This is a genomic window from Bacillus pumilus (assembly GCF_900186955.1).
GTDB lineage: Bacteria > Bacillota > Bacilli > Bacillales > Bacillaceae > Bacillus > Bacillus pumilus.
Genome location: NZ_LT906438.1, coordinates 1,952,809 through 1,966,766, shown reverse-complemented (window position 1 = coordinate 1,966,766; position 13,958 = coordinate 1,952,809). Strand labels below are relative to the sequence as shown.

Annotated in this window: 19 protein-coding genes; 12 read left to right on the top strand and 7 right to left on the bottom strand. The window is 40.2% G+C overall.

The annotated features are described in order from the left end of the window. Window positions 1-5 precede the first annotated feature (5 nt). Window positions 6-974, bottom strand: a complete 969-nt coding sequence (locus CKW02_RS09900) for a sigma 54-interacting transcriptional regulator (RefSeq protein ID WP_003215618.1) — start codon at window positions 972-974, stop codon at window positions 6-8. A 181-nt stretch (window positions 975-1,155) separates the two neighbouring features. Between CKW02_RS09900 and ilvA the strand changes: the two genes are divergently transcribed. From ilvA to ypmT, 7 genes are all read left to right on the top strand, one after another. Continuing rightward, window positions 1,156-2,424: a threonine ammonia-lyase IlvA gene (gene ilvA / locus CKW02_RS09895; RefSeq protein WP_003215464.1), complete on the top strand. Its 1,269-nt coding sequence runs from the start codon at window positions 1,156-1,158 to the stop codon at window positions 2,422-2,424. A gap of 36 nt (window positions 2,425-2,460) precedes the next feature. After that, complete coding sequence (locus CKW02_RS09890; protein WP_003215729.1) at window positions 2,461-2,712, top strand: YpmP family protein; 252 nt, start codon at window positions 2,461-2,463, stop codon at window positions 2,710-2,712. A 187-nt stretch (window positions 2,713-2,899) separates the two neighbouring features. Further along, a complete protein-coding gene (locus CKW02_RS09885; RefSeq protein WP_003215944.1) occupies window positions 2,900-3,742 on the top strand; it encodes a DegV family protein in 843 nt (280 codons plus the stop codon). A gap of 24 nt (window positions 3,743-3,766) precedes the next feature. Further along, window positions 3,767-4,357, top strand: coding sequence for an SCO family protein (locus CKW02_RS09880; RefSeq protein WP_003216134.1), 591 nt, complete (start codon window positions 3,767-3,769; stop codon window positions 4,355-4,357). Between the two features lie 69 nt (window positions 4,358-4,426). Further along, window positions 4,427-5,188 carry an SGNH/GDSL hydrolase family protein gene (locus tag CKW02_RS09875; RefSeq protein WP_034620452.1) on the top strand — a complete coding sequence of 254 codons (762 nt, stop codon included), beginning with the start codon at window positions 4,427-4,429 and terminating at the stop codon, window positions 5,186-5,188. Between the two features lie 9 nt (window positions 5,189-5,197). Then, on the top strand, window positions 5,198-5,764 hold the full coding sequence (locus tag CKW02_RS09870) for a YpmS family protein (protein ID WP_050943897.1): 567 nt from the start codon (window positions 5,198-5,200) through the stop codon (window positions 5,762-5,764). Between the two features lie 22 nt (window positions 5,765-5,786). Continuing rightward, window positions 5,787-5,984: a protein YpmT gene (gene ypmT, locus CKW02_RS09865; protein WP_012010295.1), complete on the top strand. Its 198-nt coding sequence runs from the start codon at window positions 5,787-5,789 to the stop codon at window positions 5,982-5,984. 31 nt (window positions 5,985-6,015) lie between these two features. Here the strand turns inward: ypmT and CKW02_RS09860 are convergent, their stop codons facing one another. The 3 genes from CKW02_RS09860 to CKW02_RS09850 all read right to left on the bottom strand — a co-directional run bounded on the left by CKW02_RS09860 (window position 6,016) and on the right by CKW02_RS09850 (window position 7,530). Continuing rightward, window positions 6,016-6,732 carry a DUF4397 domain-containing protein gene (locus CKW02_RS09860; RefSeq protein ID WP_231953198.1) on the bottom strand — a complete coding sequence of 239 codons (717 nt, stop codon included), beginning with the start codon at window positions 6,730-6,732 and terminating at the stop codon, window positions 6,016-6,018. A 69-nt stretch (window positions 6,733-6,801) separates the two neighbouring features. Next, window positions 6,802-7,062, bottom strand: coding sequence for a DNA alkylation repair protein (locus tag CKW02_RS09855; RefSeq protein WP_095117826.1), 261 nt, complete (start codon window positions 7,060-7,062; stop codon window positions 6,802-6,804). A gap of 48 nt (window positions 7,063-7,110) precedes the next feature. Then, entirely contained in the window at window positions 7,111-7,530 is a 420-nt protein-coding gene (locus CKW02_RS09850) for a MarR family transcriptional regulator (protein WP_372706111.1), read from the bottom strand. 155 nt (window positions 7,531-7,685) lie between these two features. Here CKW02_RS09850 and msrA point away from each other — a divergent pair, with 155 nt between their 5' ends. Beyond that, entirely contained in the window at window positions 7,686-8,222 is a 537-nt protein-coding gene (gene msrA, locus CKW02_RS09845; protein ID WP_050943900.1) for a peptide-methionine (S)-S-oxide reductase MsrA, read from the top strand. Next, the gene (gene msrB / locus CKW02_RS09840) at window positions 8,219-8,650 is read left to right on the top strand and encodes a peptide-methionine (R)-S-oxide reductase MsrB (RefSeq protein WP_095117823.1); all 432 of its coding nucleotides are present in this window, start codon (window positions 8,219-8,221) and stop codon (window positions 8,648-8,650) included. Before msrA ends, msrB begins: the two co-directional genes overlap by 4 nt. A gap of 51 nt (window positions 8,651-8,701) precedes the next feature. Here the strand turns inward: msrB and CKW02_RS09835 are convergent, their stop codons facing one another. Further along, window positions 8,702-9,730 carry an SDR family NAD(P)-dependent oxidoreductase gene (locus tag CKW02_RS09835; protein ID WP_095117821.1) on the bottom strand — a complete coding sequence of 343 codons (1,029 nt, stop codon included), beginning with the start codon at window positions 9,728-9,730 and terminating at the stop codon, window positions 8,702-8,704. A gap of 243 nt (window positions 9,731-9,973) precedes the next feature. Between CKW02_RS09835 and CKW02_RS09830 the strand changes: the two genes are divergently transcribed. Further along, window positions 9,974-10,690 (top strand): acylneuraminate cytidylyltransferase family protein, encoded by a 717-nt coding sequence (locus CKW02_RS09830; protein WP_095117820.1) that lies wholly within the window; start codon window positions 9,974-9,976, stop codon window positions 10,688-10,690. Window positions 10,691-10,724: 34 nt separating this feature from the next. Here CKW02_RS09830 and CKW02_RS09825 read toward each other — a convergent pair whose 3' ends face one another. Continuing rightward, complete coding sequence (locus CKW02_RS09825; RefSeq protein ID WP_095117818.1) at window positions 10,725-11,687, bottom strand: CgeB family protein; 963 nt, start codon at window positions 11,685-11,687, stop codon at window positions 10,725-10,727. 15 nt (window positions 11,688-11,702) lie between these two features. Continuing rightward, window positions 11,703-12,077, bottom strand: a complete 375-nt coding sequence (locus tag CKW02_RS09820) for a hypothetical protein (protein ID WP_095117816.1) — start codon at window positions 12,075-12,077, stop codon at window positions 11,703-11,705. A 206-nt stretch (window positions 12,078-12,283) separates the two neighbouring features. Between CKW02_RS09820 and cgeC the strand changes: the two genes are divergently transcribed. Together cgeC and CKW02_RS09810 are read left to right on the top strand one after the other, a co-directional pair. Beyond that, window positions 12,284-12,604 carry a spore maturation protein CgeC gene (gene cgeC, locus CKW02_RS09815; RefSeq protein ID WP_095117815.1) on the top strand — a complete coding sequence of 107 codons (321 nt, stop codon included), beginning with the start codon at window positions 12,284-12,286 and terminating at the stop codon, window positions 12,602-12,604. A gap of 17 nt (window positions 12,605-12,621) precedes the next feature. Further along, entirely contained in the window at window positions 12,622-13,917 is a 1,296-nt protein-coding gene (locus CKW02_RS09810) for a glycosyltransferase family A protein (RefSeq protein ID WP_034620455.1), read from the top strand. Window positions 13,918-13,958: the final 41 nt, after the last annotated feature.

The window sequence follows — 13,958 nt, the reverse complement described above, 5'->3', positions numbered from 1 at the left end:
TCCTTTTATTGAACCGGTATATAACCATCAAGTGACTTCAGGAATGAAAGACCTTCAAGTGTAATCTTTGTGCCGGCCCTGCCTTTTCCTTTCGTCACGTATGCTTTTTTCTCAAGGTCATCTAATCGGCTCCTCACCTGCTGAGGGGTCAGCGGGATGTCGCCTTGCTTGCTTAATTCAGACAAGATGCGTCTGCTAGCTGCTTCACCTTTCTCATTGAGAGATTTAATGGCTTCTAGCAGGAAAACAAACTCTTGTTTTTCCATTAGTGTGAGCTGATGATCTTCCTTTTTTCCTTTTACCTCCGGCGAAAGAGGGGTTAACACAAAAGGCGGCAGGTGGTGTAAAAATACCGTTTGCCCCTCGAGAATGACTGCAGCATAATGAACGATATTTTTGAGTTCCTGTACGTTTCCTTCAAACGGATACTCCTGCAAGGTTTCCCAAACACTTGGATCAATATCAGGCGCCATGCTCAGCTCCTGAAAGAAAGCAGTTGTTAACACAGGAATGTCAGTTTTTCGATCTGCTAATGACGGCAAGGGCAAATGGAAAACATTTAAGCGATAAAACAGCTCAGGTAAAAAGGTAGATGAAACCCTCAATGCCTCTATTGATAAAGACGAAGTGGCAATGATTTTTGTTGCAGGAGAGATTTCTAGAAAACGAACAACCTGATGCTGCATAGGAATACTTAATGCGGCGATTTCGTCTAAATAAAGGATTTGACGGGTCTTTTCCGTGAAGGCTTTCTGCAAGGTATCTTCATCTAACATGGGGCAATATACATGTGTCAGTGAAGCGTTTGGAGCCGATGCATGAGCAATTTCATGGGCAAATCGTGTTTTGCCTGTGCCAATGTCTCCTGTGATCAAGACAGGCTGCTCGTGCTTTGTGAATTGCTTTGCCAGGTGAATGGCACGCTTCATTTCTTGATGCTCTCCATATATAGACGTAAACGAATGTGTGGTCATCGGGTGATTCCTTTCTTTATGGTTCTAATTGGTTCAATTGTAACACCCAATAAAACCAAATGTACAGAGAAACGAAAAAGTTTATGAAATTTATGCTTGATCTATGATCTATTGGTTTATTTTTTGAATATTCATGTTATAATGACAAATTAAATAAGGTTAAAGAGAAAGGATCTTGTACATGAAACCGTTGCTCAAAGAAAACACGCTAATTCAAGTGAAAGACATTTTAAAGGCCCATCAAAATTTGAAGGATGTAGTCATTCATACACCTCTTCAAAAAAATGAGCGACTTTCTGAACGATATGAATGTAATGTCTACTTAAAAAGAGAGGATCTGCAAGTAGTTCGTTCCTTTAAATTAAGAGGCGCTTTTAATAAAATGAGCCAGCTTCCAAAAGATAAACTAAAAAACGGCATTGTCTGCGCAAGTGCAGGAAATCACGCACAAGGTGTTGCCTATTCTTGTAAATATCTAGGTATCCACGGGAAAATCTTTATGCCTGCTACGACACCAAGGCAAAAAGTATCTCAAGTAGAGCTTTTCGGAAAAGAATATGTTGAAATTATCTTAACCGGAGATACGTTTGATGATTCATATCATGAAGCAGTTAAATGCGGAGATGAAGAAAAGCGTGAGTTTATCCATCCGTTTGATGATCTAGATGTGATGGCAGGACAAGGAACGACTGCTGTAGAAATATTAAATGATATCGAAGTGGAGCCTCACTTTTTATTTGCAAGTGTTGGAGGTGGAGGTCTGTTATCTGGAGTTGGTACATATATCAAAAATATCGCCCCAGAAACCGAAATCATTGCCGTCGAACCACTTGGCGCAGCTTCACTCCATGCCTCTCATGAAAAGGGCAAGGTTGTGACACTTGATTCCATTGATAAGTTTGTAGACGGAGCAGCGGTTCAGCGGATTGGCGAAAAGACGTTTACATCGTTACAGTCTGTTGTCGATAAAATTAGTCTTGTACCTGAAGGAAAAGTATGTACAACCATTTTAGAGCTTTATAATCAATGTGCGATTGTTGCAGAGCCGGCAGGCGCACTTCCGATCGCAGCGCTGGATGCCCATCGCGAGGAGATTAAAGGGAAAAATGTTGTCTGTATTGTCAGTGGAGGAAATAATGATATTGGCAGAATGCAGGAAATCAAAGAACGGTCGATGATCTATGAAGGGCTTCAACATTATTTCATTGTCAATTTTCCGCAAAGAGCAGGTGCGCTTCGGGAATTTTTAGATGAAGTATTAGGGCCAAATGATGATATCTCCCGCTTTGAATATACGAAAAAGAATAACCGAAGCAAAGGACCCGCGCTTGTTGGCATCGAATTGAAAGAAAGAGATGACTATGCGGCGCTCATTGAACGGATGAATAAAAAAGGATTCCATTATGTTGAAGTGAATAAAGATCAAGATTTATTCCACCTATTTATTTAGGCGTAACAGAACATTGGAAAAGAGGATTGATCGTTTGTGCTGCTCAAAACAATATGTTTTAGACGGATGGATGGAGCTCAGATCAAGGTAACAGAAGTTCCTGTACTAAAGGGAGATGAGCCGTATCGTTTCATGCTCACCTTTAGACTTGAAGCTTTCTTGAAAAAAGTCTATGTATCTAAAGGAAAGAGAGCTGTGTACTCTTTCAGAGAGGATGTGAAACGTAACGTCAAGTGGAGCACATATGAGCAGATCTATCAGGAGCCTACACTGAAACACAATGCGTAAAAAGGAATCTTTGTCAAAGGGAGTGAGCGGCTGTTTTAAAATGGCTGCTGCTCAGCTTGGCAAGGATTTTTTTCATGAAAAGAAGAAAATGTGACAATTTCAAAAACGTCATGACAGTTGTTTTCAAGTTTGCACGAAATAAGGTAATATCATAAGTAAAGACTAAGACAGCAAGGATGAGACGATAGTGAAACAAATTAAAATTGTAACAGATTCAACAGTGGACCTTCCGCAAGAAAAAATCAATGATCTTTCCATTCACGTGATTCCGCTCAATATCTCCATTTCTGGGGTTGATTATATTGACCGAGTGAATATACAGCCAGATGAATTTATTGAAAAAATGGAGGCCGCTGAGGAATTGCCGAAAACGTCTCAACCTGCGATCGGTCAATTCGTCGAATTATATGAAAGGCTGACGGCAGATGGAAGCGAAGTCATTAGTATCCATTTAACGGGTGGGATGAGTGGTACGGTTCAAACTGCTGAAAGCGCTTCGAAAATGGTAGACGGAAACATCACGGTGATTGATTCAAACTTTATTTCATATGGACTAGGGTTTCAAGTCACCAAAGCAGCCGAACTTGCACAAAATGGTGCAAGCCGTGAAGACATCATCAAAGAAATGGATAAAATCCGTCTTGGAACAAAGCTATTTGTCACAATCGATACATTAGAAAATCTCGTGAAAGGTGGAAGAATTGGAAGAGGGAAGGCGCTGATCGGCTCACTTCTTCACATCAAACCAATTGCCAGCTTAACAGACGGGGTATACACGCCAGAAGCGAATGTGAGAAGCTATTCTGCTCTTGTCCGCTATTTAACCAAACAGTATGTACAGGCGGTGAAAGGAAAAACAGTTCAAGCCATTGGGATAGCGCATGCAGATGCATTAGAACTCGCTGAAAAGCTCAAATCAGCGCTGCTTGACCATACACCTGAAGCACCTGTTGACATCGCCTACACAACACCGATTATTTCGTGTCACACTGGAAAAGGTGCAATAGGCTTTACTTTTTATACCGATTGACTTCGAAAAGGGGATGGACGTACCATGCTTAAAAAAAGGGGAGCCTCACTTGGTGCGCTTATGATCATAAGCGTGCTTCTTTTAGTCTCATGTTCAAATGGACAAATCAAAGATGCGTTAAATTATCAAATACAGCCGTTTGAATATGAAAATCAGGATGGACAAAAGGTGTCATTGGATGATTTGAAGGGGAAAGTATGGGTGGCAGATTTTATTTTCACAAGCTGTGAAACGATCTGTCCGCCGATGACTGCACATATGACAGAGCTGCAAAAACGGTTAAAAGAAGAAAAATTGGATGCGCATATCATTTCCTTTAGCGTGGACCCGGAGGTAGATTCACCGAAAAAGCTAAAAGAATTTGCAAAAGCATATCCTTTATCCTTTAAAAATTGGGATTTCCTCACTGGTTACTCGCAGTCAGCAATTGAAAAATTCGCAATGAAAAGCTTTAAAACCATTGTGAAGAAACCTGAAGATGAAGACCAAGTGATCCATCAGTCATTGTTTTTCCTAGTTGATCAAGAAGGAAAAGTGATGAAAAATTATGATGGCGTACAAAACACGCCATATGATGACATCATCAAGGACATCAAAACGCTGATCCGTAGCTAGCATAAAGATGTTCAAATGAGCAAAAACATGATACACTTTTTTAATCAGAAAAAGGAGGGACATCATCGTTTGAAGGCTCGTTTGATTTTGATTGTGATGTCTCTAGCTTTTGTTCTTTCTGCATGTTCCGCGCAAGAGGCTGGCATAAAGGATAAACTAGAAGACACACAAGACGTAAAAGAACATATTACCATCGCAGCGGTTGGAGATTCCTTAACAGAAGGAATCGGAGATCAACAAAAAAAAGGATATGCAGGCATGACCCGTGACAAGTTAGAAGCAGTGGACGGCGTGCAATCTGTCACATTAAAAAACTATGCCATTAAAGGCAGTAGAACGGTAGATTTATTAAAAAGATTAAAAGAAAAAAAGGTGCAAGACGGTCTGAAAGATGCTGACTATATTTTCTTTACGATCGGCGGCAATGACTTAATGCATGTCGTTCGTCAAAATGTACTCAATTTGACGTTTGCTCCTTTTCAAAAAGAGCAGGGGCCTTTTGAGGAGCGCTTTAAAACCATTCTTGCTCAACTGAGAGAACATAATGACCATGCGAAGATCATGTATGTAAGCATGTATAATCCCTTTAAATTTAGTCTCACTGAGCTGAAAGACATTGATGAAGTCGTCAAAGACTGGAATGCCGTCGCCAAAAAAGAACTAAAAAAAGATGGCAACGCTGATATGATCAATGTAGCAGATTTATTTGAGGAAGATTCTGATGAAAAATTACTGGCAGATGATGATTTCCACCCAAACCAAAAGGGGTACTCTCTTATGGCAAATCGTTTATTCTCCAAAGTGAAAAAAGAAGGACTGCCGAAGGAATAGGGTGAACGTATGAAAAAGTGGAAAAGCTTATTTTTTATTTTACTTGCAATCAATCTATTGATTGTACTTGCCTGCGGTATTTTGATGTTAATGCCAGGCGGTCAATCCGCTTCAACTAAAGAATTGAAAAGCGAGTATTCTTTTAATATATCTAGCTCAAAGGAATCACTCACCAGCTTTATCAATGATTACTTGAAAAATCAAGGGTCAAGCGATATGCCAGACTTTCATGTGGCGATCGATCAAGATGTAAAAGTAACAGGCGCCATTAAAGCTTTCTCTTCGACGATTGATGCAAACGTCTCATTTACGCCAACTGTCGAAGATAATGGTGATGTGCTTTTGAAAGTGGATGGCCTTTCAATTGGACAATTGAGCATTCCGATTAGTTTTGTTCTAAGCTACATGGGCCAGTTCTATGAACTGCCAGAATTCGTTCATGTGAAACCGGATCAAAAAACGGTTGAAGTGCGCCTTTCAGAAATGCCGTTGACGAATGATATGTATGTGAAAGCAAACAAAATTGATCTAGAGAACGATGAAATTGAGTTCTCATATTATCATCCAAAGCAATAGAAAGTGAGTCAGGAGTGAAATCATGAAGCGAGTCTATCAATATTTTAGTTTACTGTCGTTTTTATTTGCTGCGTATTTTGGCATCACAGCTGCCACTGATTTAAGAGCAGAAAATATCGATCAGTTTTACTTAAATATTGCCTATTGTGCATTATTTCTAGGTATCATGATTCTTGCTTTTGATTTTCAAAAGCAAGAAAAAGCTGAAGATGTCTCGTAAAGAGCCTTTCCTCTATGGAAAAGGCTCTTTTTTATCTTTGCTGAGACAAGACCACCTTCGCCATAAGTTCTGGCTCTCCATTAGCAAATCCATGAAGCAGAATGAGGTATGCACGATTTGCTTGCAGATGAACTTTTGGGATATCAAGCAGTATACTTTGAGTGCCGGCGGCTTTCAATTCAAAATGATATTTATTCGGGGAGAAATGATGAATGTGAGTGCTGTTTACATAGTGAAGCTCCTTTGCTAACATCCCTTGATCACGTTCATATATATCAATAGAAGGAAGGTCTGGAGACAGATGGACAAAGGTAAGAGCTGACAGGTCCTCATGTTGAATCACAGGGTCTTGCCGTTCTGTCAGCAGCGCAAAACCTGCATGCGCACCTGTGATACATAGGGTGTAAATCTCGTCACGTTTAATCATCATACGAGAATGAAGGACTCTTTCTTTTGTTGCTAGCTTGAACACTTCTATCTCATACATTCCCTCATCCCACTCCATATAAGCTGTTAAATGGCTGTAAGGCATTTTTTTCAAGATCTCATTCCGGTTCACATATACAGCGAGCTCACTAAGATCTGGGGCAGCGTGAAAGAGCCGAATAAAGGCTTTGGGTGAAGGGCTGCTTTGAGGGTGCTCGAAGCCCGCAGCGAGTGGACGGTATGGATAGTCATGATATAAGAGCTGCTGCATGTCATCAATCCCTACTTTCTTATGCGATGGTGTTTTTTGTAGCGTATGCATGAAAAAGGCGATCTGTATAGGCAAAAGAAGCATAGAAAAAAGCCTGACGTTTTCCGTCAGGCCCGCATGTTAAGAAGGAGAAGAATATTGATGATATTCAGCTAGTTTAATGAACGTTTTTTCATCCTCAATGAGACCACAAACACCGCACTGGACCTTTATTTGAGGACCTTGATAGCTCATGTGAAAAGGGGAAAGCTGATCTCCTTCGTATCTTTCGACAACTGCTCCGGTCGCAGGGTCAAGCTTCACAGGTTCTGAAAGCTGCTCAATCAGATTAAAGCGCGTTCTGTTTGTTTTACAGTTTGGACAAAGATAAGGGCTTGTCATGATTCATTCCACCTCTTTTTATCCGTAGCATGTCCAGAGCGCTAAATTCTATGCTTCATCCTTTTGACTTTTATCCAGCTTTTTAAATAATCTGATCATTGTTTTTAGTTCCTCGTCGTCGAATGACTCAAATCGCTCCATAAAGTATTCTGTTTTCTTTTTCTCAAAATGCTCAGTAATTTCCTTACCCTTATCGGTTAAGTGGATTTTGATGATGCGGCGATCCTCTTTAGAACGGATACGGGTGATCCAGCCCTTTTCTACGAGTGTGTCGGTCACAGCAGTGATATGGCTTGCTGATACCCCTAGAATGGAAGCAAATTCCGTTACTTTTTTTGCACCTTGCTCACGAAGCAGATTTAAAATGAGAAATTCATTCCGAGATAATTCGTTTTCGAGCAGGCTGTTAATCTCATAACGGATCTGCTTAAATACGGTTCTCAGTAAAGTATCCATTTCATACATCATTTTTTTTCTTTGTTCCAATCATTAAACCCCCATTATATTGTAAAATACGACAAAATGCTTTTTTATATTTTAGGTATACAAGTCGTATCATTTTCATTATTTTTCATCATGTTATAATATGATGATACCATTTTTTAAATGAAGGGGGCACTAATATGTCTGAAAAACAAGAATTAGCCACATTTGCAGGCGGCTGCTTCTGGTGTATGGTTAAACCTTTTGATGAACAGCCGGGCATTATCAAAGTTGAATCAGGGTATACTGGCGGACATACAGTGAATCCGACCTATGAAGAAGTATGTACAAATACAACGGGGCATAGAGAAGCGGTTCAAATCACGTTTGATCCAGACGTATTCCCGTATGAAAAGCTATTAGAACTGTATTGGCAGCAAATAGACCCAACAGATGATGGCGGGCAATTTGGTGATAGAGGAGAGTCCTACCGCACAGGTATTTATGTTCATCATGACGAGCAGAGAAAGCTTGCAGAGGCATCGAAAGAGAAGCTGAACGAAAGCGGCATCTTTCAAAAGCCAATTGTGACAGAAATTTTAGATGCTGCTCCTTTTTATCCCGCAGAGGAGTATCATCAGCACTATTATAAAAAGAACAAAATGCACTACGAACGATATCATGTCGGTTCTGGCAGAGCGGGTTTTATTGAGTCCCATTGGAGTGATAAATCATGACAAACGATAAAGAAAAACGACTAAAAGAATTAAACCGAATGCAGTATGAAGTCACACAAAATAATGGCACTGAGCCGCCATTTCAAAATGAATTCTGGGATCATAAAGAAGAAGGCATTTATGTAGATATCATTTCAGGCAAGCCGCTTTTTTCTTCTTTAGATAAGTTTGATGCCCATTGCGGCTGGCCGAGTTTCACAAAGCCGCTTGAAGATGAGGAAGTAGCCGAGAAGGTGGATAAGAGCCATGGGATGTTGCGGACAGAGGTGCGCAGCAAGACAGCTGATTCTCATCTAGGTCATGTCTTTCCTGATGGACCAGGACCAAATGGTCTTCGGTATTGTATTAATTCAGCCGCTTTGAAGTTTATCCCAAAAGATGATCTTGAAAAAGAAGGCTATGGGGATTTGAAACATCTATTTGATTGATCTATTGAAAAATCGTCACATGGAAGGCATCTGCTTCCGTGTGACGATTTTTTATTTTTTATGATGCGTGTGATGTAATTGTTCAATGATGCGGAATAGCTTTTCTTTTGTAATGAGAGGCGCTTCATTGGATGTGTAATTGGTTAAGTCGACTTTTTGAAAGGAAGCATGCAGTTTTGGTCTTGGTAAAATGGCATAAAATTGTTCATGCTCAAATAGTGCATCTGCTTCGTGCGGAAATGTAAGCTCTTCGTGAAGCTTTTCTCCAGGTCTTTTCCCGACAACGTGAATTTCCGGAGATGAGACATTGATTTGAGCAGCATATTCATGAAACGCTTTTAAGAGATCAGCAAGCTGTAATGACTCCATCTTGAGAATGAACGTTTCGCCTCCTTTCATCATGATGGCTGCTTGAAGTGTGAGGGAGACAGCCTCTTCGATGGACATAAAAAAACGTGTCATATGAGGATCAGTTACGGTCAAAGGTTTTTCATTTAACAGCTGCTGGAGCATGATGGGAATGACGGAACCTCTTGATCCAAGCACATTGCCAAAACGCACAGAGCAAAACAATGTTTTTTGGTTCAGAATACTTTCGTTTGCTTGGAAAAATAGTTTTTCTGAAATTAATTTTGTTGCACCCATGGCATTTGTCGGAGAAACTGCTTTGTCTGTGGAGATGTTGACAACATGACTGACTTCATGTTCGATTGCAGCCTCAATGATGTGCTGCCCGCCGATAATATTTGTTTGCACGGCTTCAAACGGATTGTCTTCACAAGTAGGTACTTGTTTTAAGGCGGCTGCATGAAAGATGATATCAACGCCTTTGACGAGCTGTCTCACGCGGCTTGCATCTCGTACATCGCCTAAAGCGAAGGCGACTTCTGGGTGATCCGCATACTCATTTTTCATCATGTATTGTTTGCTGTCATCTTTGCTGAAGACGATAATCTTTTTTGGAGAGCATGATGTTAATTTTTTCACAATTTGACGTCCGATTGAACCTGTACCGCCTGTAACTAATATCGTTTTGTCACGAAAAAAAGCCTTCAAACTCGTTTCTATCTTTTTGGACATATCTAATCCCCCAACTCTCATTTCTCTACTTTGCATCATATGTGAAAGAGTGGTATCCGTTTGAGGAAAAGAACCACTTTCTATATAAATTAGGTGAACACATTATAACCATCTGCATGACGTTTTAATAGAATATGGAGAGATAAGAGAATAAGTAGAAAAATGAGAGACCTGAACACTTCAGTACTGCGATCAGCTCGGAAGAATATGTAGAGAGCTTTGCGCGAGGGGAGAAGGGAATACATGTATAGGGGAAATCGTATTTTAGCCTTGATACCAGCTTTTAGAAGCAGGCGCGATCAGCATGATGAACACATTCGCGTATTGGCGGAGCGGCCGCTCATCTATTGGACCATTCAGCCGTTACTGCAAATGATTGAGTTAGACGAAATCATCGTCTCTACAGAGGATGTCAATACACAAATCATTTCTTCTCACTACGGAGCCCGTGTGATAGAACTTCCAGACAGTCATGTAACAGAACAAACACCGTCACTCATAGCGGTGAAGCATGCGCTTGCTTACTTAGAGCGTGAGGGGAAAACCTTTGATATTGTTCTATATTTGCATCCATCGTCTCCTTTAAGACAGCCGGAAGATATTGAGAAGTGCTTGCAGCTTCTAGTAGAAGGGAGCTATGACTGCGTGGCATCTTTTACAGAGGCGCTAGAAAACCCAAATGAGACATGGACACTGCATGAGAATAATGAAGCCACTTTATATAAGGACAATCATTACTTTTTCATGCCAAAGCATGAGCAGCCATATACGTATGGCCGTTTAAATGGAGCAGTGTATGCTTTTCATGTTCCATATGCAAAAGAATGCATTCATTCCTTTTTAGAAGGATCTGTTGGAGCGTATATCATGGATTCCCAAAAATCACTTGTGGTCAAACAAGAAGAAGATCTTGAGAAAGCGGAGAAAGTCTTATTGGCTCGCAGAGATGCGGAGGGTTAGGTATAAGAAGAATTTCAACGAGAAAAGCGCCCGGTCATAGGGCGCTTTTTACGATCTCATAAAGTCTGTGTGGAAATGACTCAAATGTATTCCATGAAACGACTTGTTCGTAATTGTTTCGTGCGATTGCTTTTCTTTTCTCGGCATTTGATCCATAATATTCAACCTGTTCCAGCAAATCGTCCTCATCTTTATAAAAAGCGAAGCTTGAAAAAGCTTGAGGCGGTTGTAGATCCGTCAATTGAAAGCTTCCAGCTGCAGCGATATCAAACGCTCTGTTGTTCAGGCTTACATTTTGAACCATGGCTTTGTTTTTGTTATAAGCAAATTGAGCCGGTCTGTGCGGGTTAAGAACAATCGCTGATTGCTGATAGATGTCCGCCAATTGCTGAGGGCTCAGCCAATTGGTCACTAATGTGAGATCGCGATCATGTCTTCGTGACTTATTTAAATGACGATGCCATTCCTTACCTGCAACGAGAATTCGCCATTTTTTCTGTTGTAAGAGTGTATCAATGGCTTTCATGTGGTTGGGATAAGGGTAGCCAATGAGTGCAATGTCGTAGATGCACATCTTTTCAGGCGATTCGTTTTTTTGAAAAATACGTGTATTTGCCGGAATGGGAAAGTAGTAGGCGTCAACTATGCCCAATTGCTTGTAAAAAGGCAAAGCTCCTTCATCAATTGTTAATATGAGGCGCGCATCACGCGTGCAAGCAGCTGACACATCTGTATAAAAGGGATCTTCTGTCATCCACAAAACGATCGGGATCTTTTCTTGTTTGAATTGATGAAGCACTTCGCTCGGAACATGATCACCAATCATCATCAAAACAAAATCCGGAGAAAATGTCCGGATTTTGTGCATGTGTGACTGTATAGATTCTCTTTCTATCTTGAAACATGAAAAGGGTGAATCAATGAAGCTTTCTTCTACCCAGTGATCAAACATTTGATAGATCCCGCCGTAGCCAGAGCTGATATAAAGTAGCTTCATGATAGATTTCTCACTTTAAGTTGTAAATGTAACACTTTCAACTTTATCTACATCTAAAAGAGTTGTTGCAGAGCCAGTAGGTGTAACAGAACTTTCCTGTGTGACAAAAACGATACCAGTTGAAGCATTGAATGCTACAAACTGAACTGGGCCAATTAAATCTCCAGAATCCATCACAATACTAATGACCGTTCCTGGTGCAAGTCTTGCGAAAATCCATCTTGCTCCTTTAGATGATTTAAGGGATGTAGCAGCTCCGCTTAAAAAATCGTTTAATTTATCTTCCACTTCTGTACCTCCCTCTTCGAGATTGACTGTTAACGCTTGACTAAGCGGCTTGAAGAATAGTTTCAATAGTTCTTTTTTTAACTCGGTACGATTGTCGCTCATTTTATCCCCATCCTTTCTTCAACAATTGAAACACACCACTATGTATATGCCGCTCACTTTTTTTGGTATAAGCAGAACGCTGATTCCTTGTTCTTTTTTCATTTAATCACTTCACACATTTTTTAAAATGTGTTCAAATGCTGAGGCTAAATGAAGTGGTTCTCATACTCTAGTAAAGATTAAATGTGAAGAGAGAGGGATTATGAATGGAATTTGAACAATTATTAAATGATTGGAACGAAGAATTACTAGAAGTTGAAGGTGTACTTGAAGTTATCTTCATTTTACTTCTTCTTCGTCTTTTAGAGGAAAAACAAGAAGAAGGTTCGTCAGAAATCAAAGAGTTGCTGCGTTCTTGGTTGGAACTTGGTATTCCATTGCCGCGTGTTCATTTAGTCAATGGTGAGGTGCTCCAAAACGTGATTGTCGTTCAATTGTTTCATACAGTGGCGGTTTTTAAAAATGCAACAAATCAGTTAAGAGTGAGCGTTCCTTACGCAAACATTGTTAGTTGGGGAGCTTTTTAATCTCATTAAAAAGGATAATGCCTATGAAAGTATCGGTGATTTTAACAAGTTACAATAAACCTGATTATATTGATCGTGTGCTAAAGAGTATGGTGGAACAAACGTATCAAAACTGGGAGCTTTTGATTATGGATGATGGCTCAGAGCCAGAAACAATGAAAAAGATTCATTCCTTTTTAAACGATGACCGTATTCAGTTGTATCCGCACACTGTTCATCCTGCAAAAAGGCTTGAGACTGTACGTTATGCGACGCTTATTAATGAGGCATTAACACGTATATCAGGGGAGCTTATTTGTTATTTAACGGATGATACAATGTATTGTAATGATCGTTTGCAGAAGATGGTGGAGGTTTTTCAATCAAAGCCAGAGGTAGATATCGTTTATTCCTCGCAGCGTGTGATCCATGTTGATAAGCATCTGGTAGAAACAATGACCTTTGTACGTGAGGCGGAACACGTGTTAGACCATGCGTCCTTTCAAGTAGATCACTGTTCGGTCATGCACAGAAGCCGCTTGCTTCCATTGATTTATAAGAAATTTGGGCAATATTGGGATGATGAGCCGAAGCATTGGCATCATGCAGATTCTGTTTTTTGGATGCGGTTGAATCATTTTGCTGCGTTTCATCCATTAAAAGAAGTACTTGATATCACCTTTAAAACACCCCAATCCTTTCATCACATGTTTTCAAGTATGCCATATGATGTAATTGATGGGACGGTGATCGAAAGAGAAGGAAGATATTTCCAACTTGTTCATGGGGATCTTAACCAAATTGATAAGCGATGGGTGAATGAAAAAAAGAGGCGTGCAATTCGTGTTCCTTTGTTATGTGCAATGAAATATGAGGTAAAAGATACGCTGGTTGTGCCGAACTATACAGTCGTCACCGCAGATAACGGAAGAACGTTTTATTATATTGAAGATCAGAAAAAAAGACGATTTGCTTCAAAGCGCGATATGCAATATTTTCAGTTTCATCCAAAGGAAATGTGCGCCGTTTCAAACGAACTGTTACAGACGTTTGACGATGGCAAAATCATTCAAGTATCCCCTGAATTCAGCCCGCCAAATCGCCGGCTTTTTAAATGGCAACGAGATGTCTATTTACTTGTGCATGATACCTTCTGCCTTATTGCCCCTGAGGTGGTTAAGTTATTTGCGTTTTATCATCAGCCCATCAAATTATATCCTTCTCAATTTACTTTATTTCAAGAAGGAAAGCCGATCGTGCCGCTGTATAGGGAATCGCTGCAGGAATTCGATATGTCTCTTTATCAAACATCCGGGCGAAAGCACTCCTCATAAGAGGGGTGCTTTTTTTAGCAATGAAAGCAGGAAGTAGAAAG

What these genes read in the sequence shown, in the direction of transcription:
- cgeC (WP_095117815.1), top strand. Translation starts at nt 12,284, where the DNA reads ATGGAATTTGAACAATTATTAAATGATTGGAACGAAGAATTACTAGAA.
- CKW02_RS09860 (WP_231953198.1), bottom strand. Translation starts at nt 6,732, where the DNA reads ATGCATACGCTACAAAAAACACCATCGCATAAGAAAGTAGGGATTGAT.
- CKW02_RS09850 (WP_372706111.1), bottom strand. Translation starts at nt 7,530, where the DNA reads ATGATGTATGAAATGGATACTTTACTGAGAACCGTATTTAAGCAGATC.
- CKW02_RS09810 (WP_034620455.1), top strand. Translation starts at nt 12,622, where the DNA reads ATGCCTATGAAAGTATCGGTGATTTTAACAAGTTACAATAAACCTGAT.
- CKW02_RS09855 (WP_095117826.1), bottom strand. Translation starts at nt 7,062, where the DNA reads ATGACAAGCCCTTATCTTTGTCCAAACTGTAAAACAAACAGAACGCGC.
- CKW02_RS09825 (WP_095117818.1), bottom strand. Translation starts at nt 11,687, where the DNA reads ATGAAGCTACTTTATATCAGCTCTGGCTACGGCGGGATCTATCAAATG.
- CKW02_RS09870 (WP_050943897.1), top strand. Translation starts at nt 5,198, where the DNA reads ATGAAAAAGTGGAAAAGCTTATTTTTTATTTTACTTGCAATCAATCTA.
- msrA (WP_050943900.1), top strand. Translation starts at nt 7,686, where the DNA reads ATGTCTGAAAAACAAGAATTAGCCACATTTGCAGGCGGCTGCTTCTGG.
- CKW02_RS09830 (WP_095117820.1), top strand. Translation starts at nt 9,974, where the DNA reads ATGTATAGGGGAAATCGTATTTTAGCCTTGATACCAGCTTTTAGAAGC.
- CKW02_RS09900 (WP_003215618.1), bottom strand. Translation starts at nt 974, where the DNA reads ATGACCACACATTCGTTTACGTCTATATATGGAGAGCATCAAGAAATG.
- ypmT (WP_012010295.1), top strand. Translation starts at nt 5,787, where the DNA reads ATGAAGCGAGTCTATCAATATTTTAGTTTACTGTCGTTTTTATTTGCT.
- ilvA (WP_003215464.1), top strand. Translation starts at nt 1,156, where the DNA reads ATGAAACCGTTGCTCAAAGAAAACACGCTAATTCAAGTGAAAGACATT.
- CKW02_RS09835 (WP_095117821.1), bottom strand. Translation starts at nt 9,730, where the DNA reads ATGTCCAAAAAGATAGAAACGAGTTTGAAGGCTTTTTTTCGTGACAAA.
- CKW02_RS09820 (WP_095117816.1), bottom strand. Translation starts at nt 12,077, where the DNA reads ATGAGCGACAATCGTACCGAGTTAAAAAAAGAACTATTGAAACTATTC.
- CKW02_RS09880 (WP_003216134.1), top strand. Translation starts at nt 3,767, where the DNA reads ATGCTTAAAAAAAGGGGAGCCTCACTTGGTGCGCTTATGATCATAAGC.
- msrB (WP_095117823.1), top strand. Translation starts at nt 8,219, where the DNA reads ATGACAAACGATAAAGAAAAACGACTAAAAGAATTAAACCGAATGCAG.